Genomic DNA, 24,362 nt, shown 5'->3' on the forward strand with positions numbered 1-24,362 from the left:
TATAACGTCTCAGCTTTTTTAGGCGCCCCTAATCGAAAATCATTTATTAATAGAGCACAATAAAATCCCTTATGAACATGAATTTTCGATGCTCATAAGGGATTCACTTTTCTAGACCGGAGGAAAAATAATTCTCTCTTCTTCTCTAAAAACTTTTATAATAAATTGAGTTGGTGTATCTTTTAAATTTATTTCATAAACGTTATCTACCGCATATCCTTTCGCATCTAATATAATGCGAATTTGTGGCTTAAGTGGAAATTGTTGTCTTACTTCAATTACCACTCCTATTTCCCCTGTATTGATCTGCACAAGGCTGCCGACTGGAAAAATCGCAACATAGTTAAAGAATACTTTCAATATGTTCAAATCTAATTGCGTTCTCGTTAATTCCAATAAGACTTCATAAGCCTCATGAGGCAATATACCTCTTCGGTAAGGTCGGTCTGAAATCAAGGCATCATATATATCATTTTAAATTTACTCCAATCTAGCATCTAATAATACAAAAGGATTGATTTGAAGAACGATAAAAAGACATCCACAAAAGTGAATGTCTTTTTGAATAAACTGATCTATCCTCCCAGACCATTTCCAGCCAAGTACTTTCGACGTATGGACTTAATCGGTACTTCGACTTAGCGATAATACCTCATCTACATCGTTACTCCTGCGCGCACTCACTTTACGTACTGATGTACTAGGTAAAGGATGTTATCGTTTCACTCTAACTAAGCGAATCACTCAAATCTTCTTGCTCACTATCGTTTACAAAGATTTGGTTCCCTGCTTATTGTCGTACCTAGCATCTGAAGCATTCTCACCAATCTCGCAAAACGCAAGATATTAAAAAGCACTCACAAAAGTGAGTGCTTTTTCTTCAACCAGCAACTACCTATCCTCCCAGGACGTTTCCATCCAAGTACTTTCGGCGTATGTGGGCTTAACTACTGTGTTCGGTATGGGAACAGGTGGAACCCCACAGCTATCGCCACTGGATTAAAGTTTTTTAGAAGTACATATAAATATGTTCCTTCAAAACTTCACAGAAGAAAGACTGCATGTTAGTTGTTAGCAGCCATGCTGCTAACAAAATTTAAGTCAAGCCCTCGTCCTATTAGTACCAGTCAGCTGAATCCATTGCTGGACTTACACACCTGGCCTATCAACCTTGTCATCTACAAGGGGACTTACTAGCTTATGCTATGAGAGATCTCATCTTAAGGCTGGTTTCACGCTTAGATGCTTTCAGCGTTTATCCTTTCCGAACGTAGCTACCCAGCTGTACTCCTGGCGGAATAACTGGTACACCATTGGTTCGTCCACTCCGGTCCTCTCGTACTAGGAGCAGTTCCCTTCAAATCTCTTACGCCCGCGATGGATAGGGACCGAACTGTCTCACGACGTTCTGAACCCAGCTCACGTACCACTTTAATGGGCGAACAGCCCAACCCTTGGGACCTACTACAGCCCCAGGATGTGATGAGCCGACATCGAGGTGCCAAACCTCCCCGTCGATATGGACTCTTGGGAGAGATTAGCCTGTTATCCCCAGGGTAGCTTTTATCCGTTGAGCGATGGCCCTTCCACGCGGTACCACCGGATCACTAAGTCCGACTTTCGTCCCTGCTCGACCTGTACGTCTCGCAGTCAAGCTCCCTTCTGCCTTTGCACTCTACGCGCGATTTCCAACCGCGCTGAGGGAACCTTTGAGCGCCTCCGTTACATTTTCGGAGGCGACCGCCCCAGTCAAACTGCCCACCTGACACTGTCCTCAGTATCGTTACTACTAAAGTTAGAATTCCAGTAAATAAAGGGTGGTATCCCAACAACGACTCCACACATACTAGCGTACATGTCTCGCAGTCTCCCACCTATCCTGTACATCATTTACCAAAATTCAATGTCAGGCTACAGTAAAGCTCCATGGGGTCTTTCTGTCCAGTCGCGGGTAACCTGCATCTTCACAGGTATTTCAATTTCACCGGGTCCCTCGTTGAGACAGTGCCCAAGTCGTTACACCTTTCGTGCGGGTCGGAACTTACCCGACAAGGAATTTCGCTACCTTAGGACCGTTATAGTTACGGCCGCCGTTTACTGGGGCTTCAGTTCACACCTTCGAATTGCTTCTAAGCACTCCCCTTAACCTTCCAGCACCGGGCAGGTGTCAGCACCTATACGTCAGCTTTCGCTTTAGCAGGCACCTGTGTTTGTGGTAAACAGTCGCTTGGGCCTCTTTTCTGCGACCTCCTTTAGCTCATACCGCGAGGGTAATCACCTAAAGAGGCTCCCCTTCTCCCGAAGTTACGGGGACATTTTGCCGAGTTCCTTAACGAGGGTTTTCCCGCGCACCTTAGGATTCTCTCCCCGCCTACCTGTGTCGGTTTGCGGTACGGGCACCCACAGCCTCGCTAGAAGCTTTTCTTGACAGCATGGGATCAGTAAGTTCATCAACCTTGCGGTCAACTCCCCGTCACTCCTCAGGCTTCTCGTTTAGCGGATTTGCCTACTAAACACCCTACAAGCTTAGACGCATTTCTTCCATTCATGCGATTACTTACCCTTCTGTGTCACTCCATCACTCAAACGGATGAGGGTGGTACTGGAATGTTTGCCAGTTGTCCATCGCCTACGCATTTACGCCTCGGCTTAGGCCCCGACTTACCCTGAGACGACGAGCGTTGCTCAGGAAACCTTAGGCTTTCGGTGGACAAGATTCTCACTTGTCTTTTCGCTACTCATACCGGCATTCTCACTTCTATATACTCCACAGCTCCTTACGGTACTGCTTCGATGCGTATAGAACGCTCCCCTACCACTTGTATCCTAAGATACAAATCCATAGCTTCGGTTCCGTACTTTAGCCCCGGACATCTTCGGCGCAAAACCTCTCGACCAGTGAGCTATTACGCACTCTTTAAATGGTGGCTGCTTCTAAGCCAACATCCTGGTTGTTTCTGAAGTTCCACATCCTTTGCCACTTAGTACGGCATTTGGGACCTTAGCTGATGGTCTGGGCTGTTTCCCTCTTGACTACGGATCTTATCATTCGCAGTCTGACTCCCAAGGTCCGAGTACAGCCATTCGCAGTTTGACAGAGTTCGGTAACCTATAAGGCCCCTAGCCCAATCAGAGCTCTACCGTCTGTACTTATTTCTTGAGGCTAGCCCTAAAGCTATTTCGGGGAGAACCAGCTATCTCCGCGTTCGATTGGCATTTCACCCCTATCCACAACTCATCCCAAAACTTTTCAACGTTCACGGGTTCGGTCCTCCACGCAATTTTACCTGCGCTTCAACCTGGCCATGGATAGATCACTGCGGTTTCGGGTCTACAACAACTAACTAATCGCCCTATTAAGACTCGCTTTCGCTACGGCTCCACATCTTCTGCTTAACCTCGCTAGTTACTGTAACTCGCCGGTTCATTCTTCAATAGGCACGCCGTCGACCACATAAGGGTCTTCGACTGCTTGTAGACATACGGTTTCAGGTTCTTTTTCACTCCCCTCCCGGGGTGCTTTTCACCTTTCCCTCACGGTACTATACGCTATCGGTCGCCAAGGAGTATTTTGCCTTGGAGGGTGGTCCCCCTGCTTCCCACAAGGTTTCACGTGTCTCGTGGTACTCTGGATCTCAGCCATCTCGCTCTGCTTTTCGTCTACGGGACTGTTACCCCCTATGGTCTACCTTTCCAGGTAGTTCGACTAAGCCTGACTTGAATTATGCTGGTCCTCAACCCCGAATCAGTAAACTGACTCGGTTTGGGCTCTTCCCCGTTCGCTCGCCGCTACTTAGGGAATCTCACTTGATTACTTTTCCTCTGGGTACTTAGATGTTTCAGTTCCCCAGGTGCCCTCCTCATGCTCTCAGGCATGGGTAACAATGCATTACCATTGTTGGGTTTCCCCATTCGGAAATCTAGGGATCAATACCTGCTTGCGATTCCCCCTAGCTTATCGGAGCTTACCCCGTCCTTCTTCGGCTCTTGGCGCCAAGGCATCCACCGTATGCCCTTCATAACTTGACTTATGTCTTGTTACGTCGGTTTGCAATAACCTATCATTTGCGTTGTCGCTCCTGCGGGCACTCACTGCGACGTACAGAAGTACGACTCCGTTCATGTCCTCGTCGCTCCTAGCAACTGACAGCTTCTTGCCAACCTGTGGTTTGTGTATATTCGGGTTTGACGCCGAAATATATACATATACATGTTTCAAATAATCCTAACATGCTCGGTAATCACCCTAATATTGCTATTAGAATTATTACGTTGCTTTCTTCTGTGCAGTTTTCAAAGAACATCAAAGGTACTACATATTCATATCACTACCATCACTGGTAATAACATGGGATGTATTCCCTCAAAACTAAGCAATGTAAGTATTGTGAACAACCAGATGTGTCGACCTTGGATTAGAAAAACATATTTCAGCTTTTCAAATCTCCATAGAAAGGAGGTGATCCAGCCGCACCTTCCGATACGGCTACCTTGTTACGACTTCACCCCAATCACTGATCTCACCTTCGACGGCTGGTTCCATTGCTGGTTACCTCACCGGCTTCGGGTGCTCTCAACTTTCGTGGTGTGACGGGCGGTGTGTACAAGGCCCGGGAACGTATTCACCGCAGCATGCTGATCTGCGATTACTAGCGATTCCGACTTCATGCAGGCGAGTTGCAGCCTGCAATCCGAACTGAGAGCTTGTTTTTGGGTTTGGCTTCACCTCGCGGCTTCGCTACCCTCTATTTAAGCCCATTGTAGTACGTGTGTAGCCCAAGACATAAGGGGCATGATGACTTGACGTCATCCCCACCTTCCTCCGTGTTATCCACGGCAGTCTCCCATGAGTTCCCACCTTTACGTGCTGGCAACATAGGATAAGGGTTGCGCTCGTTGCGGGACTTAACCCAACATCTCACGACACGAGCTGACGACAGCCATGCACCACCTGTCTATCTGTCTTCCGAAGAAGAACTCTCTATCTCTAGAGTCATCAGACGATGTCAAGCCTTGGTAAGGTTCTTCGCGTTGCGTCGAATTAAACCACATACTCCACCGCTTGTGCGGGCCCCCGTCAATTCCTTTGAGTTTCAACCTTGCGGCCGTACTCCCCAGGCGGGGTACTTATTGCGTTAACTCCGGCACTGGAGGGGTCGATACCCCCAACACCTAGTACCCATCGTTTACGGCCAGGATTACCGGGGTATCTAATCCCGTTCACTACCCTGGCTTTCGCGCCTCAGTGTCAGACACAGTCCAGAAAGTCGCCTTCGCCACTGGTGTTCCTCCTAATATCTACGCATTTCACCGCTACACTAGGAATTCCACTTTCCTCTCCTGCACTCAAGAATAACAGTATCCAATGCTTCACGGGGTTAAGCCCCGAACTTTAACATCAGACTGATTATCCCACCTGCGCGCGCTTTACGCCCAATAATTCCGGACAACGCTTGCCACCTACGTATTACCGCGGCTGCTGGCACGTAGTTAGCCGTGGCTTTCTTGTCAGGTACCGTCATTATGGATCATTATTTACAATCCACACATTCGTCCCTGAAAACAGAGTTTTACGATCCGAAAACCTTCTTCACTCACGCGGCGTTGCTCCGTCAGACTTTCGTCCATTGCGGAAGATTCCCCACTGCTGCCTCCCGTAGGAGTCTGGGCCGTGTCTCAGTCCCAGTGTGGCCGTTCATCCTCTCAGACCGGCTACTGATCGTCGCCTTGGTGAGCCGTTACCTCACCAACTAGCTAATCAGACGCAGACCCATCTTCTAGTGATAGCTTATAAATAGAGGCCACCTTTAGTATCTTAAGTATGCACTCAAAATACAACATTCGGTATTAGCACCACTTTCGCAGTGTTGTCCCCAGCTAGAAGGTAGGTTGTCTACGCGTTACTCACCCGTTCGCCACTATCTGATATTCAACACTCAATCCTCAGCTTTTGTGTTGGCACTTGTTTATGCGTGAAGCGCTCTCTTCTTTCGCGCTTGACGCTTGGCTACACTGCTAAATATTCAGTGTTGAATACCAGACCGTTCGACTTGCATGTGTTAGGCACGCCGCCAGCGTTCGTCCTGAGCCAGGATCAAACTCTCCATAAAAGTTATATTATGAAGAACCTTGATGGCTCTTTAAAAAACTTGTTTGTGTTGTTCTCGCTTTCGCAGAACAACTTTGTTTTGCACTCGAAACGAGTACCGCACATCTGGCTTATTTTAACCTTACTTACATTGTTTAGTTTTCAAGGAACACATATCTTTCATAACATCGCCATCGTTTTTAACGACAACTTTTAAAGTATATCATTTTTAAAAAACTTTGTCAATACTTTTTTTGTTTTTTTTGCTGTCGTGTTTAGCAGCTTGTTTATAGTAACACGAGCCAATACTCTATGTCAACACTTATTACACTAATTATTCCAACAAAGTTTATATTACAAAAGAAATGTTTTCTCAATGATAGGTAAATTCTTTTAAGGAGTTCAATGTTACACTTTCAGCACCTTCTATCACAACAACTGATGCTAACACTATTCATTCTTTGTCAACTCTACCTCTTAAACGGCGAAAATAAAAGCAATCGTCTACCTTGAAGATAGACGACTCATGATATTAAAAATGCACTAACAGTTTTTGAATTATACTAACTAAACAATGTAATAATTGAGCTGCCCGCAGTATATACCACCAACACTCCTGCTAAAATTACAATTGGATGGTTGCGCCATTCAAATTCCTTTCTATTATGATCCATAAGTCACCTCTTCGTATCTTTTCAACAATTAATATATATACTTTTATATTTATAATATAGGATAGTTATTACAATCTAAACACAAAACTATATATATTTAACAACAAATGAAGAACCAGACCTTGTTCTATGACTATATCCTTGTTCCATCCTTCTTAATTAACGACTATTTATCTGATAATTCGCTAAGACTATATAAATATAATACTAAGCCTGCAGTCAATATAATATGAACTATGTTAAATAACCAATCTCCTAAAATCATAATATCACCTCCCTACTTAGAAAATCATTAATATCGTTATGGAATTACGTATAAATTTTTATGAGCCACTACCTGTCGATCACCTACTTTTATATTACAAAGAAACTATGACGAAAATGTGACGAAAGCAAATAATAGCCGCCTACCTTAAAATCAAAGATAGACGGCTACTTTTACTACTCTTATTATTTTGCGAGAAATCTAGCAATAACTATAATCCCTGAAACCTTAAGCAATTCCATACTCGAGACCATAATTGACGTGTTTAAAGGTATGTCCGAAGATATGATCAACTCCATGCCTGAAACTAAAACTACAATCATAGCTGATACCATGACCGAATCCTCCAAAGCCATGCCCAACCACCTCAAATAATCTGTTTACTACTATACTATGTAATGAAGAAATAACGGTGCCAATAGAAAGTCGCTATGTAAAGTAATGAAAAGACAATTATAAAGCATTACTAAGGGGGTGTTAACATGAAATGTCCAATGTGCGGTACAAATACACAATTTAATTTCTTATATTGTCCCAATTGCGGCTATAAAATAGCTCTAGAGGTTGAGCAGCCAATACCAAATTGGAGACAACTACCAGGTTTTCGTTCTAAGACACCATGGAAGATGATCCTAGCTGTAATGATTTACGTATGGATATTACTCGCAATTGTTGCTTCCTTTTTTGGCGGTATAATATAATAGGCTACAAACGCCTCACCTAAGACAATATGATTATTGATATAATAAATTCTACCTATACCAAAAGCAAAACCATGTCCTGGCGTTTTTTCTCCTCAGTTCAATCAGCAAAAAATCCTAAAGAAATTTGGTCTTAAATTTAGAAGTCTGGAAAATCTTCAACCTTTTCCATGTTGCTTAGTTGTTCCATCGCTTCATTTTTGGTCTTGCCAATAATTTTACCTTGTTTTGTTTTAAAATTTAAGAAAAAAAATCCATCATTAGATACAACAATTGCTGAAGTTTTGTCGTTACTGAATATTGGAGTAGTAAAATCTGTACTCTTACTTATGATAACCCTCTCCCTTTATTGTCTGATGATTCCGAATATACTTCTATCTTATCCAATAAGAGGTAATATTATCCTGTTAAAATTAAAATCATCAGATAATTACAAAATTTTTATCAGTATCATAAGGTTCTTAAATTAGAGAAGTTATCGAAACCAGCCAATGGATGGGTAAGTATAGAATACGATTTACCTGGACATACTCTTATTAACGACCTCTCTTGTCGTTTTTTAACACTTCTTCTCTCCCATTTTTTATGGCTCTCCTTAGGAGAGCTCTTTTTTTATATGTATAAACGATACTTCTATCAGTATTTAGGAGGTGATACTATTCATGGATTATCGCAAATGGGAATATCCTGAGATTGAAGATTGGAAAGAAGACCCGAATTCTAGGAAAAAACTGTATGCATCAAATTTATGGGAATTCGGCCTAGGATGCTATCCTAGTGATTCTTGCTCTCCTTGGTGTTGCCGACCTAGAAGAGACTGTTGGCCGGATCAAGTCTGCTGGCCAGGTTAATATAGCTTGTACTTATATTAAGAAATACACGGGTTAAAGCAACTCACTTTAACCCGCGTATTACAATAAAAAAGAGAGCAAACTCATTACAGTAGTTAACTCTCCTAATATCCCATTTATTTTCCGAGCATTTGATTCGTACTCCCCATCTGATAACCCGAAAGATCCAGCGTAACATACGTAAATCCCATTTTTTATTTCAATTCACCGAGTCATCAGTATGCTTTATCCCAATTTGCCCGGCAAAAAACAACAGCGTCCTCTACCTCATTTTGCAGAAGAGCTTCGGAACAGGCAGTAATTGCAGATTATCACATTGGATTAATAATACCTGCGATACTGCCTGATGATTATCACATTTAACATAATCTATATTCTGACAGGTATAGTTGATCAAAGTTCAAGTCGATTTGTCCTTATTCAATTCAATACCTTTTTACCACAAAACTAATCCTCCGGTCTTTTTAGTGCTTTTTCTTTTTCAATTATTGCTTGTTCATAGCTTGCAATTTTATAATCCAGGCGTTCCAGCGTTTTCCTCATATCTTCCATTTTTGTTATAAGTAACTTGCGCTGTTCTATAAAGAGTTCTTTTCTTGCCTCAATGGTTTCATCACCCTGTTGAAACAGCCCAATATACTCAATCAAGACTTCAATCGGAAGACCTGCACTTCGCATACATTTGATAAATTCGACCCACTTACAGTCTTCTTCAGTATAATCCCTGATTCTGCTTTTATTGCGGTTCACACGAGGAAGCAGTCCGATGCGTTCATAATAGCGGAGTGTATCCTGTGAAACATCAAATTTTTCACTTACTTCTGTAATCGTCACGCGGTTTCACCTCCTGATATCCGATATCATAGCATTTAGATTTTGCACAATCAATAATTGGTTTGCAATCTTCATAACTTTTATTTTCAAATCCTTCACCGCCAATACCTATGGCACTTACTTTAATCCCTGTTCTTCCTAACATTCGATATTCCATATTGACCACCCCCATAACTATTTGCGAAAAGGAAGTTATACTTCAAAAACATCCGCTACATCCTTTAAAGCTTTGGTAATCTCAATATGCTGCGGACAATGTCTTTCACACTGTTTACATTCGATACAGTCTGAGGCTTTACCATGTTTTTTTGTATAATTATCATAATATACCTGTTGTATCGAAAACGCTGTTTTTAAAGATTGCTTTTCTGTATTGTATAATGCAAAATACTTCGGGATGGCTATGTTTTTCGGACAGTCATCTACACAGTATTGGCAGGCTGTACAGGGAATTGCAATGGCTTCATTAATAGTCGTTACAGCCTGTTTTACAATATCATATTCTTCCTGCACTAATGGCTTAAACTCTTGCATATATCCTGTATTATCCAGTAATTGCTCCTTGTCAGACATCCCACTTAATACCATCATAACGCCTTCCAGACTTGCCGCATAACGAATAGCCCATGATGGTATGGACATATCAGGATGATATTCTTTAAATAATTCCTCTGCTTTTTCAGGCACCTTCGCAAGGTTACCACCTTTGACAGGTTCCATAACAATAATCGATTTATTATGTTTTCTGGCAACGGAGTAGCATTTCCGTGACTGAATGCTTTCATTGTCCCAATCCAGATAATTAATCTGTAACTGAACAAAATCAACTTCCGGATGTGCTGTCAGGATTTCTTCTAATAATTCCGCATGATCATGATAAGAAAATCCCACCTGTCTAATTTTCCCTGCTTTTTTCTTTTCTTGAACAAATGCAAAACTATCTAATCGTTGAGCCGTCTCATAATTCGTTACACCCAGGTTGTGAAGAAGATAGTAATCGAAGTACTCTACACCGCAGTTTTCTAACTGTTCGTTAAAGATTCTTTCCTGGTCTTCCTTGGTTTTCAAAAACATGGTTGGTAATTTTGTGGCTACGGTGAAGCTGTCTCTGCTATGCCGCTTAACCACAGCCTCTCGAATCGCGATCTCACTCTTACCCGCATGATACATATAAGCGGTATCAAAATAGGTAAAACCTCTTTCCAAAAAAGTATCCACCATTTGATTTAACGTATCCATATCAATACTTGTCGGATCCTCCTGACTCTCTACCGGTAATCGCATGAAGCCAAATCCTAATTTTTTCTGTTCCATCTCTTATTTCCTCCTGTTCTTTTTTTACAAATGCAGCAAACCAGTTACCTGATTTCAGGCACCCGGTTCGCTACCGATAAGTTTACACATCGATTCACTTATTACAAAGCATCTAATTTTTACTTTTTTAGAAATTTGCTTTCACGGGCACTGTAGCGTGGCCCGATATTTGGATACTTCTTTAATAAGTTTTCTATCTCTTCCAGATCCTTAGCAGTCAGAATTACATCTGCCGCGCCTGTATTTTCTTCTAGATATTTTCTGCGTTTTGTTCCAGGAATAGGAATGATGTTATCACTTTGTACCATTACCCATGCTATGGCAAGCTGTGCAGGTGTGCAATTTTTACCTGCGGCAAATTCGGCAAATTCAGATGCTAATTTCTGATTATTATCCAAATATTCACCATTATAGCGCGGCAGATTTTTGCGGAAATCATTTGATGCAAGTGTACTCACATTGAGATTGTTTGTAATCAATCCACGACTTAACGGAGCAAACGGAACGAATGTTATACCTAACTCTTTTGTTAATGGAAGAATCTCTTTTTCCACTTCACGGGTGAGCAAAGAGTATTCACTTTGTACCGCAGTTATCGGGTGGACAGCATACGCCTTTTTCAAATCCTCTGGTGTACACTCACTTAAACCTAAGTACCGCACTTTTCCTTCCTTTACCAGTTCAGACATGGCACCTACTGTTTCTTCTACAGGAACAGTAGGATCAACACGGTGTGCATAATAAAGATCAATGGTATCGATTTTCAAACGTCTGAGACTGCCCTCAACGGCCTGCTTCATCCACTTCGGGGAAGCGTCAAGATAAGTATCACCGCCAACAAATGCATCTCCTTTTGTATCTCTTACACGGAAAGCAAATTTCGTTGCAATAAAAATCTTATTGCGGTTCGGAACCAGCACTTTAGAAATCAGTTCTTCATTTGCGCCGTTTCCATAAATATCAGCAGTATCCCAGAAGTTTATCCCAAGATCTAATGCATATTGTAAAGTGGCAATACTTTCTTTATCATTTTTCTGCCCGTAAGCAGTGCTCATTCCCATGCAGCCTAGCCCAACTGCTGATACTTCAATGTCTGTTTTTCCTAGTTTTCTGTATTTCATAGTAATAACCCCCTTTTTTTACTTGTTTTTACTTGTCTATAATTTTTTTCTTCCTGCTATATAAACTCTATCACTTGGAGTTTGCTCCAAGTCAATAGTTTTTTTAATTTTAATAATATCGCGTCACTTAGAGTTCACTATAAATTATGAACTATTCATACGTTCGATCAGGTAATGGCAATACAAAATACCAATAACTTACATAGCAGATTATCGTTTAAATTGCATGAAACGTAGTCCATTTTCCACTTATATTCCGGTATACGAAAATGATTGCCTTGATAATCCAATCAATAAACATAGCTACCCATGTACCGAACATTCCCATATTAAAATAAATACTTAGCAGGTAAGCTAGTGCAATGCGGCAAAATATACGGTCAAAGTACCATCATTCAATCAGAGCACTGATGCTACGCTCTTGTATCCGGAGATGATGTCGTAAAGGAAAAGAGCGAATGAAGATTTATCTGAAATAAAAAATGTAGACACATTCAAAAAAGGGGCCGTTAATAAATACCACCACATGATACTCACCTCTTCTGCTTAGCTATCATACAATATATTAATTGACGATAAAGGAGGAATACTTATGGGTTTAGGTTTTGGAGGTGGTCGTAATGGCTTCGGCGGTTCCGGCTGTATTATTATTATAATTATTATCTTATTATTTTTCTGTTGCGATAATAACGATTGTTCCTCTGGTTGTTAATTTTTCTATACTAATCCGCCAAACCGTTTCCTCTTGCAAACCACGTTTCCACCAAGACGTGGTTGCTTTTTTTTGCATAAAAGAAACCGCCCTATTTGACGGTTTCATACGTACTATTACATCTTCATATTTTGCCTACCAAGTAAAAAATACGTTGGCAAATGGTAGGCAAATCCAACATGATTGATCTTTTATTCCCCTGAACCCTTGATATTCCTAGTTAGTAGAGTTACGCACTCCACATGCCTGAGGAGACAAAAAAGATGACAGTTGGACCTGATGGAGCCTTGGTGGATAAGTTCATGTTTCACCAATTATTTAGTGAATTGTGCGCAGTTAGTTAAATCTTCGGGAGTTGCTCGAACTTTGGTACTTTCTCTAAGTCGTTATCCCAGTTAGCCTTGTTTGCAAAATAAATATGCCCTTGAGGCTTAATGTGTATATCACTGTCAACACACCCTGCTGGAACAACCAACAACTTTCCATCCAACTGAATATTAGGGAGTGCTGATCCGCAATTGGTGCAGAAGCTTTTCGCGTGCCCATCTGAATTTAAGTTAAAGGTTTTTGCTTTATTTTTACCCGACAACCATCTTAACTTGGCTGTAGAAGAAAACAGATTAGCGGCATGAGCTGAGCCTGTATCTTTACGGCAGCGCTCACAATGACAAAGAAAGAAACTCTCAAACTCTCCTTCGATCTCGAAAGCGATTTCGCCACAAAGACATGATCCTGTGTATTTCATAATGATCTCCTCGTTTAAATTGTCTCGAATTTAAGTGATGTATAAATATAAAAATTTCATTCAAGACGATACTTTATGTCTTTTGTAAACTAATAGCATTAACAATTTTTCTTTTGCAACAGGACTATAGTCTCCACATGATATGTATGTGAAAACATATCAATTGGCTGAATTTCTTGTGTTTTATACCCCAGTTCTTCTAGTAAGGCCAAGTCTCTGGCTAAAGAGGATGGATTACAGGATACATACACGATACGCTTAGCCTGCATAGCTGCAAAGGTTTCCAATACTAGTTTATCGCATCCTGCTCTGGGAGGATCAACGACAATGACTTGCGGGCGGATACCTTCTTTGAACATTTTGGGCATACTATCTATCGCATCGCCAACAATAAATTCTACATTGGAAATTTGATTCATCTGCGCGTTATGCTGAGCGTCACGAATAGCAGGTGCAACAATTTCGATTCCATATACTTTTTTTGCATGACGAGCTAAAAATAAAGTAATGGTACCAGTGCCGCAGTAGGCATCAATCACTGTTTCTTCTCCAGACAGTCCTGCATATTCTACGGCTTTATTGTATAGCACTTCTGCTTGCTTTGTGTTGACTTGAAAGAAGGATCGAGCTGAGATATGAAAAGTAAATTCGCCTAATGTATCCGTAATATAATTTTCTCCCCACAAGGTTCTCGTTCGATTTCCTAATATTACATTCGTTTTATTGCTGTTTATATTTTGTATAACACTCACTAGATTGGGTACTCTTTGACGCAAGTGAGCAATAATACGTTCTCTGTGAGGCAGTTCAGGAGTTGCGGTTACTAAGACTACCATAACTTCATCGGTAGCTGTACCTACTCGTCCTAATACATGACGCATAATCCCCCGACCTGTACGCTCATCATAGGTACTAATACCAAGCTCTGTGACGATCTCTTGCAAGGCTTGGGCAACTAGATTATTAGCCTCATGCTGAATATAACAATGCTCCGTATTAATTATGTTATGAGTGCCTTGGGCAAAGCAACCTATTGCGACCTTCCCATTGACTGTACCAATAGGGAATTGCATTTTATTTCGATAATACCAGGAATCTTCAGCGCCTATCGTAGGATGAATTATCACATCATTTATCTTCCCAATGCGAGTCACAGCATCGATCACCGTTTGCCTTTTCAAAATAAGCTGCTCATTATAAGCAACATGCTGCAATTGACAGCCGCCACAATCATAATAAATGGAGCATCGTGGCTGGCAGCGTGCAGCAATCGGTTTTAGAATTGTTTTTAACTTGCCTTTTGCATAACTTTTTTTCACTTCGGTAATTGTAACTTCTACCTGTTCCCCTGGTAGTCCATGAGGTACAAAAACAGTAAATCCTTCATATTTTCCGACTCCTTCCCCACTATGTCCTAAACTAACAATATCCAGGGTATATGTATTATTTTTTACAATTGGTTTTTCTTCTTTTACCATCTTATTATCACCTTTCCATTCAATCAGGAGTTTTTTTAAAATCCAGCATTTTATTCAGAAATAAAGAGTGCCGAGTAAGGCACCCTATCAATAAGACATTATTAATGTTTTGCATCAGCTGCAGCTTTACTTAATGTAATAAAGCTATCCGTATATTCTTTTAGCTTTTGGGTTACTAAAAAATGAATACTGCCAGGTGGATAGGTTCCATCTACACGACATTCACCCGCCGGTACATCCGTTAATAATTCAATGCCTTCATCAATTGTTTTCACCGCATATATGTGAAATTGTCCCTGTTTCACCGCTTCAATGACTTCATCATTGAGTACTAATTCATCTACATTCTGGTGAGGGATCATAACGCCCTGTTCACCTGTCAAGCCTCTCATTTTGCAGATGCTAAAAAACCCTTCAATCTTCTCTGTAACCCCTCCAATGGGTTGGACTTCACCTTTTTGGTTAACCGACCCTGTAACAGCAATCGATTGTTTAATTGGAACACTTGCAAGACTCGACAGCAAAGCATATAGTTCTGTACTAGAAGCACTATCGCCATCAATACCACCGTAGAGTTGTTCAAAGGTTAAACTTGCGGTAAGTGCCAAAGGATATTTCTGCGCATATTTTTGTCCTATATAGCCACTTAAAATCAACACACCTTTGGTATGACTTGTACCGCTCATCTTAGTTTCGCGTTCGATGTTAACAATACCGCTCTTTCCCATATAAGTATTGGCAGTGATACGAGAAGGTTTTCCAAACATATGCTCTCCAACTGCCATAACAGCTAAGCCGTTCACTTGACCAATCTTTTTATCATTCGTATCAATCATGAGTTTACCATCAGCAACCATTTCCTGCAAGTGTTCTTCGTATTTATTGCTGCGATATTTTTTTTCTTCTATTGCTTGTTTGACATGTTCTCCTGTTACAATATCATTTTGATTCATGGTGGCCCAAATATCCGCTTCGCATAATATTTTTACTACTTCGCTAAAGCGAGTGGTCAACTTTTTCTGACTCCCCGCTAATCTACAGGAATATTCCACAACTCTGGCTACAGCAGAGCGATCAAAATGTTTTAGCTTTTTATTCTCAATTGCGGAACTAATAAACTCAGCCATTTTTTGCACATTATCCATATTACTATCCATTTGCGTATCAAAGTCAGCGTGAATTTTAAACAGTTTACAAAAATCTTCATCATAATTATACATTAAATAATATAAATAGGGATTACCAATTAAGATTACCTTCACATTAATGGGCACAGGCTGAGGTTTCAATGACGCCATAGCCATCATCCCATATTGTTCACTCAGATTTTCTACAAATAATTTTTGTGTTTTCAAAATTCGTTTTAAGGCTTCCCATGCGCCGATGTTAGTTAAAACATCCCGCACATTCAAAATGAGGTATCCTCCATTTGCTTTATGCAGTGCACCGGCTTTAATCATAGTAAAGTCCGTACTTACCATGCCCATACGTGTTTCATATTCTACCCGGCCTACTAAATTATAATAAGTAGGGTTCGCTTCTACAATGACTGGGGCACCTTTTAGTTCACGATTATCAACCAATAAGTTAACCTTGTATTTATCTCGAATAGAATCTTGAGTATTCTTTTTCAAAAAGGCAAGAGGATTGCTGTGGTCATCATCACCACTGCTGTTCTTAAAATCATTAATATTTTTTACAACATCTTCTTTTACAGCCTCTAAATATTCTACGACAGCACTATGATCTTGATATTTCTGCCGTACTTCATCAATCATGCTGCCAGCGGCAAACAGACCTACCTTACCATCCAATTTCCGGATTTCTTCCCGCATTTCTCTTTCCAATTCCTGCATGCGCCTTACTACTTCCATGGCTTTTTCATGAACGGCCAATATTTTTTTCTCAGTAGCTTCTCTTTCTTCTTTTTCTAGGCTTTGAAATTCTTCAGGAGTCAGCGTCTTTCCATCCTTCATCGGCATGCCGACAAAACCAGTCGTTGACCATTGCGGCAATATTCCATTCTCACTGGCTTTTTCGTTAAAAGAGTCAATAATCAACGTACGTCTTTCTTGAAATGACTTTATGGTATTATTTTTAGCACTTTCATAATCATCGCTGCTAAAAACTTTCCCAACTTCTGTTTTTATGTCTTCAATTAAACCTTCTATATCCTTGCAAAATACATGACCCATTCCTGCTGGCAATAATAAAGCGATCGGCTGGCTGCTATTTTTAAAATTATTCACATAGCACCAATCACCTGGACGTTCCTGTTCCTTGGCAACTTTAGCAACAGCCGCTTTCGCATAAGTAATTTTACCAGTTCCTACCAGACCTGAGATAAAGATATTATATCCATGATTTTTTGCAAACAAACCAAATTCTACCGCTTTAACAGCACGCTTTTGTCCAATCATTACATCAAGAGGAGATATACTCGCTGTAGTTTCAAAATGAAATAAATTTTCATCACAAGTAAAACGAAGTTTATTTACTGGCAGCTCAGGATATTTGGTCATCATATCTGCTCCCTTTTTCCACATTTTAAAGATATACTTCTACTATTTCCATAAAAACCCCTTTTACATTCTTAACTTTTCCTTTCCTTCATCTCCGAGCAGGTTACTCGCCCTCTTCGCTCCACAAAACAGATTGATAACCACATTGTACACATATGTCAAAAAATTTTTGAGGTTCATGGCATGCAGCATTAATCATGGACTTGGTGGCACCTGAACTATGAACCCACATCAGTTCACGATCTGTTTTAAATTCTCCGATTATACCTGATAAAGGACCATTCGCATACATACCCGCGGGAGGAATCTGACTAGCCCCGAAGCTTTTTATATTACCACAGTTTTGACATTTTGGCATACTTTCATCTCCTTTTATACAAATGATATCCCCAAAAACAACATAATAATTTTAGATATATTAAGCACCGAATGGGCAGCAATCGAACTAATGAGTGAGCCTGTCTTATAATAAAGATAGGATAAGCCCACTCCAACCAGAATCATTTCACTAAGCCAATACAAATTAAAATGCATAAGTGCGAAAACGAAGGAACTAGCAATCGCTCCTCCCCAAAATCCCCATTTTTCTTTCATGGGTAAAAAAGTAAACAATCGATATAGTATTTCTTCTGTCAAAGGTGCTAATGCCCCAGCTAGGAATAAAGGGGAGGCTAGGTCACGCCATGAAATGGCTTTTTCAACTTGGGCAACTAAAGGATGCTGACTAGGTGTGAGAAAAAGAACTGTCGTATATATTCTTTCACTAAAGATGCTCACACCTAGCAATATAAAACCAACAACGATTCCATAGAATAAATTTCTGTTAAAATTCTGAAAGGTTAGTCCTAGCGCTTTGAAGTTGCCATTATGCCTTCGGACTACTAAACAAACCAGCGCTAATACCACCAATCGATCGGTCACTTCTATGACAAAAGGTGTCGCCACAAAAACCATCGGATATAAAACTCTCACTAAGAATAAACCTACCATTAATCGTAATACATGAATCGAAAAAACATCCTTGAGATTCCAAGGGACTTTATTTTCTAGCATAATACTACCTCTTAAATTAGAAAGACATATCAATACCATTATGCACGTCCATATCATCTTTCATGCTTGGAAATTTTTAAACAAAAAATAGCCTTCCTGCCTTGGTATCGACAGAAAAGCTATTTTCACTCTATCTTATTATAATCTTTCACGCAGTAAGGTATTTACCATATCCGGATTCGCTCGTCCCTTTGTTTGTTTCATAATTTGTCCGACTAAAAATCCTATGGCCTTGTCTTTACCTGCTTTAAAATCAGCTACGGATCGAGGATTTGCTGCGATTACACTTTCTACAATGGCAACAATCTCGCTACTATCGGAAATTTGCACCAGCCCTTTTTCTTTGACAATCACTTCTGCATCTTTGCGGCTGGTCCACATTTCTTCAAATACAGTTTTGGCTATTTTATTAGAAATTGTTCCCTTTTCAATTAGAGTAAGCAGTTCAGTCAATTGTTTAGGTGAAACAGGGCAGTCCAAAATCGTTATGCCTTCACTATTTAAGTGTTTAGATACTTCCCCCATCAACCAATTAGCTACTACTTTTGCATCTCCATTATTTTGCACACTTTGATCAAAATAATCAGCTACCGCTTTACTAGATGTAATAATGCCAGCATCATATTCTGATAAGCCGTAATTATTCATTAGACGCTGCCTGCGAGCATCAGGCAGTTCTGGCAAATTAGCACGAATTTCGGCCACTCTGGCTGGGTCAACCACAATTGGCACCAAATCAGGCTCTGGCAGGTACCGATAATCGTGGGCCTGTTCTTTACTACGCATAGAAGCAGTGATCCCTTTATTTTCATCCCAAGTACGTGTCTCTTGGATCACTCTTCCTCCATCGTCTAGTATTTCTTCCTGACGGATAACTTCGTATTCTATGCCACGCTGTACAGACCGAAAAGAATTTAAATTCTTAATTTCCGCTTTTGTACCAAGGGCAGCTTGTCCATGTGGCCGCAGGGAAATATTAGCATCGCAGCGCAAACTGCCTTCTTCCATTTTGCAGTCCGATACATCTAAGTACTCCAAAATGGCTTTTACTTTCTCCAAATACGCCCTGGCTTCTTCCGCGGAGCGAATATCTGGTTCAGAAACGATCTCTAATAATGGTACTCCTGTACGATTATAATCTACCAAGGCAGAGTCCGAACTGCTGATCGTAGCACCTGAATGCACCAGCTTTCCAGCATCTTCTTCCATATGTATGCGCGTAATATTAATACGTTTGGTTTCTCCATTTACCTCAATATCTAAATGCCCATTTACCGCAATGGGTAAGTCATATTGAGAGGTTTGAAAATTCTTTGGCAAATCAGGATAATAATAATTTTTACGGTCGAACTTACTAAACGGCAGGATTTCACAATTGAGAGCCACCCCTGCTTTTATAGCAAATTCCACTACTTTCTCATTAATGACTGGCAAAACTCCAGGGAGTCCCAAACATACCGGACAAACATTGGTGTTTTGCTCTGAACCAAATTTTGTGCTGCATCCACAGAAAATTTTCGAATTGGTCTTTAGCTCTGTATGAATCTCTAACCCTATTACTATTTCATAATCCATTGATTAAACCTCCCTCAGCGGTGCAAAGCCCTTGTGGTAGTCATTATTCTGCTCAAACGTATAGGCAGCGCGAATGATTGTTTCCTCTCCCAGAGGCTTACCGATGATTTGCATACCAATAGGCATACCAGCCGCAAAACCGCATGGAATGGAAATCGCCGGTACTCCTGACAAGTTTACAGGAATCGTACATACATCCTGCAAGTACATGGCAAGGGGATCATTCGTCTTTTCACCCAATTTAAAAGCAGTAGTAGGTGCCGTCGGTGTAATCAATACATCTACTTGCTCAAACGCCTTATCAAAATCCTGTTTCACCAAAGTGCGAACTTTTAAAGCTTTTAAGTAATAGGCATCATAATAACCAGAACTTAAAGCATATGTACCAAGCATAATGCGGCGCTTTACTTCTGCACCAAAGGCTTCACTACGAGTCTTCTTATACATATCAATAATATCATTGCCTTCTACTCGATGACCAAAGCTCACTCCATCATAACGGGCCAAATTAGAACTGGCTTCTGCCGGAGCAATCATATAATAAGCTGACAAAGCATATTCCGTATGGGGCATAGATATTTCTTTATATTCAGCACCTAAGGCTACTAATTGTTCAATGGCCTTGTTAATGGCTCTTTCTACTTCAACATCCATCCCTGCAACAAAATACTCTTTTGGAAGACCGATCTTTAAACCTTTAATATTGTTTACCAATGATTTTGTATAATCAGGTACACCAGTATTAATTGAGGTCGAATCTTTGACATCATATCCGGAAATGATATTCATCACATGTGCACTGTCCGTAACATCACGGGTAATCGGTCCAATTTGGTCAAGGGAAGAAGCATATGCCACCAGTCCGTAACGGGATACACGACCATAAGTGGGTTTTAGTCCAACTACACCACAATAGGCTGCTGGTTGACGGATCGAACCACCTGTATCGGACCCCAATGCCCAAATTGCTTCTCCCGCTGCAACCGCGGCCGCAGAGCCGCCACTAGAACCACCTGGTACCGTTTCCAGATTCCAAGGATTGTGAGTAGGAAAAAATCCTGAGTTTTCTGTAGAACCGCCCATAGCAAACTCATCCATGTTAGCTTTGCCAAGGATAACAGCGTCTACTGCCGCTAATTTTTCAGCAACGGTTGCATCATAAGGAGGTACAAAAGTTGCCAATATTTTTGAAGCACAAGTTGTTTTTATTCCTTTGGTGCATATATTATCTTTCAGAGCTCCTGGAATACCAGCAAGCACAGAAACCTTCTCACCACGCTGAATTTTACTATCCACTGCCTGAGCCTGAGCCAAAGCAGTCTCACTCGTTCGGGTAATATAGGCTTGTACATTTTTATCGACAGCATCAACCCGCCCTAGCACAGCCTTTGTTAATTCTACAGCTGATATTTCTTTTGCTACTAATTTTTCATGCAATTGACTCGCTGTATGTTTAAATAACTCCATGCTTATCCTCCTTATCCTTCCATGATCTTAGGAACTTTAAAATAACCATCTTCCTGTTCAGGTGCATTTGACAATGCTAATTCCCGAGACAGCGATGGCTTTGCTTCATCTGCCCGCATTACATTTCTTAGCGGCAACACATGGGCAGTAGGCTGTACATTATCAACATTTAGCTTATTTAAAACATCTGCATATTCTAAAATAGCATCCATCTGTCCAGTAAATGTTTCAAGCTCACTCTCGGAAAATTCCAGTCGTGACAATAAAGCAACATTCGCTACATCTTTACATGTAATCTTCACAATCTCACCATCCAAACTTAGTATTGTTAAGAAATTTCATAATAAACTATATTATACCATGTTTAAGAGAAATTCAAAAATAAAACATTTCAAACCGCGAAGATGCGAGGATTATATTCTTTCACTTACAGACAAAGATTGCTGCAACGCAGATCGGGCGCTGCAGCAATCTTTGTCTTTCTCAATCATGTACATTCACTATTTTACCTTCACTACAACTAATGATTTTAGGATTATTATCGATCTTGACTCGCAAATCAACTTTTCCGCCCCAAAGATCAACAACATATTTGACGGTTTCCTGGGCATAGTTTAATTCTAATTCTCGTTGATCACAAACATGCTCTAATAGTAAGGTACCATTTTCCACCCCCACAGGTCTAATAATAGGTATACTCCCTAAGCCAACGGCATTAGCCAAATTGTCTCGTACTGTTTTCCAGCCTTCTTCATTCGAAACTTCTGTTACAACTATATCTTCACCTTGTATGCCATAGGAGAACAAATGCAGCTTTTCACACAACTCCTGGTTTAAATAACGGCGTATAAAAGACTGATCCCGATCCTCAGACCGTATGGCCATAATCTTCTCTCGCCCGCCAGGCTGCTGATCCAAGTATTCAAACATCTTAAAGCCCAGAAAATAAGGATTAATCTGCCCTTGATGAGGACGTATCACCAGATGATGGCGTTGTAAAAATTCCAAGTGAAGTCCCTGTGGCAGCTCAAGCTGATTTAAAATTTGATAGTGCCAGTAGCTGGCCCATCCTTCATTCATAATCTTAGTTTCCAATTGGGGAATAAAGTACATAGTCTCTTCCCGTACGATATGAATTAAATCACGTTCCCATTCAGCCAGCTTTCCTTTCTCTGCCAGAAAAGCTAATAGATCATCTTTTAGCCGTTCTGGAACGGTTCCTTCCTCTTCCTCAGAAATTTTCTTTCTTTCGCCATGCCGGCACGTTTGAAATTTAAGTCCGTGTGCCGCATCCAAAATACGCTCTACCTTATCCGGACCGATGCTGGGATCTTGTATATATTCCCTGACACGGTTCGCATGAGCCTTAAACATTTCCATCTCCAGATTGGCCCATGTATCCCGTTTAAATAGACGATTATTCTTAAAAAAATCATTATGCCCGTATACGTGGGCCATGGTCAAAATATGAATGAGCAAGGTATTATCCCGCATTAAATAAGCAATGCAAGGATCGGAGTTAATCACCATTTCATAGGGTAATCCAACAAGATTGTATTTATAAAACGTTTTTTGCCTTTCATAGGCCTTACCAAAGCTCCAGTGAGGATAATGGGAAGGCATACCTACGTATGCCTCATAGCACAACATATCTTCATAACTGCATATTTCAAAATGCTGTTCATAACAATCTAACCCTGCATCCCATACTAACTTTTCAATTTTATCATTCCAATATTCTAATTCGTCTAAGCTATAGGCTGCCATCAGCTGTTACCTCCGGATTCTGTATCTAAGATCTTCTTAAATGCCGGCCAAATATCTGTTTTATCGCCCATCATAACCATAATAAAATTATCCAAGTGTATTTGTTTTTCATATTCTTTGCTAATGGCACTCCCATACATGCTACTGGTTGTTATTTCTCCATACCCAAATAAATTGCTGATCGTACAAAGCTGGTTCACTAAAGCAACAGCTTTAGCATTATCTTCACCCCAGTTATCACCATCTGAGCAGTGAAAGATATAAATATTCCAAATGGCTGGATTATAACGCTGTTCAATAATTTCTAACGCTTTTTCATACCCACTGCTGATATAGGTTCCTCCAGTCTCGCCTCGATGGAAAAACTCTTGTTCATTCACTTCTTGAGCAGTGGTCGTATGAGCGATAAATGCTACCTCAACATGTTCATACTTCCAGCGCACAAATTGGTACAGCAAAAAATAAAAACTGCGCGCTAAATATTTCTTGGTTTGATCCATTGATCCAGATGTATCCATGATACAAATCACTACCGCATTGGAATGCCTGCGGGTATCTTCTTTTATGCGGCAATAGCGCAAGTCATTTTCATGAAAAGGTATACGTTCCGGAGATTCGTTTTCCTCATTATTATATTTATCCCGCTGCGCCATTTTTTGACGTTTAATTTTTTCTGCCAACGTTCTTTTCTTATTTAAATGGGGTGGAATCCCTTTGCGCTGAAAGCTTGAACGCTTAAATTTGCGTTCTGACTCGATTTGCGCGAACTTTTTCCTTTCCATATCCGGTAATTGTAAATCATCGAAAAGATAACTAGTAAGTTCCTCTATGGTTATTTCTGTCTCGTAAACGTCTTCACCGGGATTATTACCAGCTTGCCCCTGTCCTGGTTGCTGCCCTGGCTGACCATTCGCCTTGCCAATAACCTGCCCCTTTGCTTCCTGCCCTTCCCCAGAACCTGTGCCACCGGCATTCTTTCCGTAAATGAATTGATATTCTTTAATTCCTCTGATGGGAATTTTTATTTTTTTATCCTTGCTTTGCCCAATAATACTTTCCTCGGCAATAATATCACCTAAATTCTTTTTTATGCTTTCTTCCACTAGTTGACGATGTCTTTTGCGGTCCCATGCCGAACGATCTGAACTATTCGTATTTCCATCCTTAAAGATAGCCACTACTTGTCATCTCCCTC

General features: G+C 40.6%; 18 protein-coding genes and 3 rRNA genes. 2 read left to right on the forward strand and 19 right to left on the reverse strand.

The features are described 5' to 3' along the window. Positions 1-111: 111 nt before the first annotated feature. From JBW_RS14230 to JBW_RS14245, 4 genes are all read right to left on the reverse strand, one after another. Positions 112-423 (reverse strand): hypothetical protein, encoded by a 312-nt coding sequence (locus JBW_RS14230; protein ID WP_007957474.1) that lies wholly within the window; start codon positions 421-423, stop codon positions 112-114. A gap of 459 nt (positions 424-882) precedes the next feature. Further along, positions 883-999: ribosomal RNA gene (gene rrf / locus JBW_RS14235) — 5S ribosomal RNA — on the reverse strand. Positions 1,000-1,097: 98 nt separating this feature from the next. Continuing rightward, positions 1,098-4,029, reverse strand: a 23S ribosomal RNA gene (locus JBW_RS14240). Positions 4,030-4,452: 423 nt separating this feature from the next. After that, a 16S ribosomal RNA gene (locus tag JBW_RS14245) occupies positions 4,453-6,110 on the reverse strand. Together the 16S, 23S and 5S rRNA genes form the textbook arrangement of a ribosomal RNA operon. Positions 6,111-7,509: 1,399 nt before the next feature. On the opposite strand from JBW_RS14245, the gene JBW_RS14250 reads away from it, so the two are divergent. Next, the gene (locus tag JBW_RS14250; protein WP_007957603.1) at positions 7,510-7,728 is read left to right on the forward strand and encodes a hypothetical protein; all 219 of its coding nucleotides are present in this window, start codon (positions 7,510-7,512) and stop codon (positions 7,726-7,728) included. Between the two features lie 662 nt (positions 7,729-8,390). After that, a complete protein-coding gene (locus tag JBW_RS14255) occupies positions 8,391-8,579 on the forward strand; it encodes a hypothetical protein (protein WP_007957604.1) in 189 nt (62 codons plus the stop codon). A gap of 447 nt (positions 8,580-9,026) precedes the next feature. Here the strand turns inward: JBW_RS14255 and JBW_RS14260 are convergent, their stop codons facing one another. From JBW_RS14260 to yhbH, 15 genes are all read right to left on the reverse strand, one after another. Continuing rightward, positions 9,027-9,413, reverse strand: a complete 387-nt coding sequence (locus JBW_RS14260) for a MerR family transcriptional regulator (RefSeq protein WP_007957605.1) — start codon at positions 9,411-9,413, stop codon at positions 9,027-9,029. Then, entirely contained in the window at positions 9,391-9,570 is a 180-nt protein-coding gene (locus JBW_RS14265; protein ID WP_007957607.1) for a hypothetical protein, read from the reverse strand. The genes JBW_RS14260 and JBW_RS14265 overlap by 23 nt, the downstream gene beginning before the upstream one ends. A gap of 35 nt (positions 9,571-9,605) precedes the next feature. Further along, positions 9,606-10,727, reverse strand: coding sequence for an aldo/keto reductase (locus JBW_RS14270; protein ID WP_007957608.1), 1,122 nt, complete (start codon positions 10,725-10,727; stop codon positions 9,606-9,608). Between the two features lie 119 nt (positions 10,728-10,846). Next, positions 10,847-11,848: an aldo/keto reductase gene (locus JBW_RS14275; protein ID WP_007957609.1), complete on the reverse strand. Its 1,002-nt coding sequence runs from the start codon at positions 11,846-11,848 to the stop codon at positions 10,847-10,849. A 667-nt stretch (positions 11,849-12,515) separates the two neighbouring features. Then, a complete protein-coding gene (locus JBW_RS25110) occupies positions 12,516-12,668 on the reverse strand; it encodes a hypothetical protein (RefSeq protein WP_162484831.1) in 153 nt (50 codons plus the stop codon). Positions 12,669-12,900: 232 nt separating this feature from the next. Then, complete coding sequence (locus JBW_RS14280; protein WP_007957619.1) at positions 12,901-13,305, reverse strand: GFA family protein; 405 nt, start codon at positions 13,303-13,305, stop codon at positions 12,901-12,903. Between the two features lie 98 nt (positions 13,306-13,403). Beyond that, positions 13,404-14,783: a 23S rRNA (uracil(1939)-C(5))-methyltransferase RlmD gene (gene rlmD, locus JBW_RS14285; protein WP_007957620.1), complete on the reverse strand. Its 1,380-nt coding sequence runs from the start codon at positions 14,781-14,783 to the stop codon at positions 13,404-13,406. Positions 14,784-14,884: 101 nt separating this feature from the next. Next, on the reverse strand, positions 14,885-17,308 hold the full coding sequence (locus JBW_RS14290) for a Lon protease family protein (RefSeq protein WP_007957621.1): 2,424 nt from the start codon (positions 17,306-17,308) through the stop codon (positions 14,885-14,887). A 100-nt stretch (positions 17,309-17,408) separates the two neighbouring features. Next, on the reverse strand, positions 17,409-17,663 hold the full coding sequence (locus tag JBW_RS14295) for a hypothetical protein (RefSeq protein WP_007957622.1): 255 nt from the start codon (positions 17,661-17,663) through the stop codon (positions 17,409-17,411). Positions 17,664-17,677: 14 nt separating this feature from the next. Beyond that, positions 17,678-18,358 carry a CPBP family intramembrane glutamic endopeptidase gene (locus JBW_RS14300; RefSeq protein ID WP_007957623.1) on the reverse strand — a complete coding sequence of 227 codons (681 nt, stop codon included), beginning with the start codon at positions 18,356-18,358 and terminating at the stop codon, positions 17,678-17,680. Positions 18,359-18,496: 138 nt separating this feature from the next. Continuing rightward, a complete protein-coding gene (gene gatB / locus JBW_RS14305) occupies positions 18,497-19,933 on the reverse strand; it encodes an Asp-tRNA(Asn)/Glu-tRNA(Gln) amidotransferase subunit GatB (RefSeq protein WP_007957624.1) in 1,437 nt (478 codons plus the stop codon). Positions 19,934-19,936: 3 nt separating this feature from the next. Beyond that, positions 19,937-21,400: an Asp-tRNA(Asn)/Glu-tRNA(Gln) amidotransferase subunit GatA gene (gene gatA, locus JBW_RS14310; protein ID WP_007957625.1), complete on the reverse strand. Its 1,464-nt coding sequence runs from the start codon at positions 21,398-21,400 to the stop codon at positions 19,937-19,939. An 11-nt stretch (positions 21,401-21,411) separates the two neighbouring features. After that, positions 21,412-21,702 (reverse strand): Asp-tRNA(Asn)/Glu-tRNA(Gln) amidotransferase subunit GatC, encoded by a 291-nt coding sequence (gene gatC, locus JBW_RS14315; protein ID WP_007931760.1) that lies wholly within the window; start codon positions 21,700-21,702, stop codon positions 21,412-21,414. Between the two features lie 181 nt (positions 21,703-21,883). Continuing rightward, on the reverse strand, positions 21,884-23,167 hold the full coding sequence (locus JBW_RS14320; protein WP_007957626.1) for a SpoVR family protein: 1,284 nt from the start codon (positions 23,165-23,167) through the stop codon (positions 21,884-21,886). Continuing rightward, entirely contained in the window at positions 23,167-24,345 is a 1,179-nt protein-coding gene (yhbH, locus tag JBW_RS14325) for a sporulation protein YhbH (RefSeq protein WP_007957627.1), read from the reverse strand. The genes JBW_RS14320 and yhbH overlap by 1 nt, the downstream gene beginning before the upstream one ends. Between the last annotated feature and the right edge of the window lie 17 nt (positions 24,346-24,362).

Source organism: Pelosinus fermentans JBW45, from assembly GCF_000271665.2.
GTDB classification, from domain to species: domain Bacteria; phylum Bacillota; class Negativicutes; order DSM-13327; family DSM-13327; genus Pelosinus; species Pelosinus baikalensis.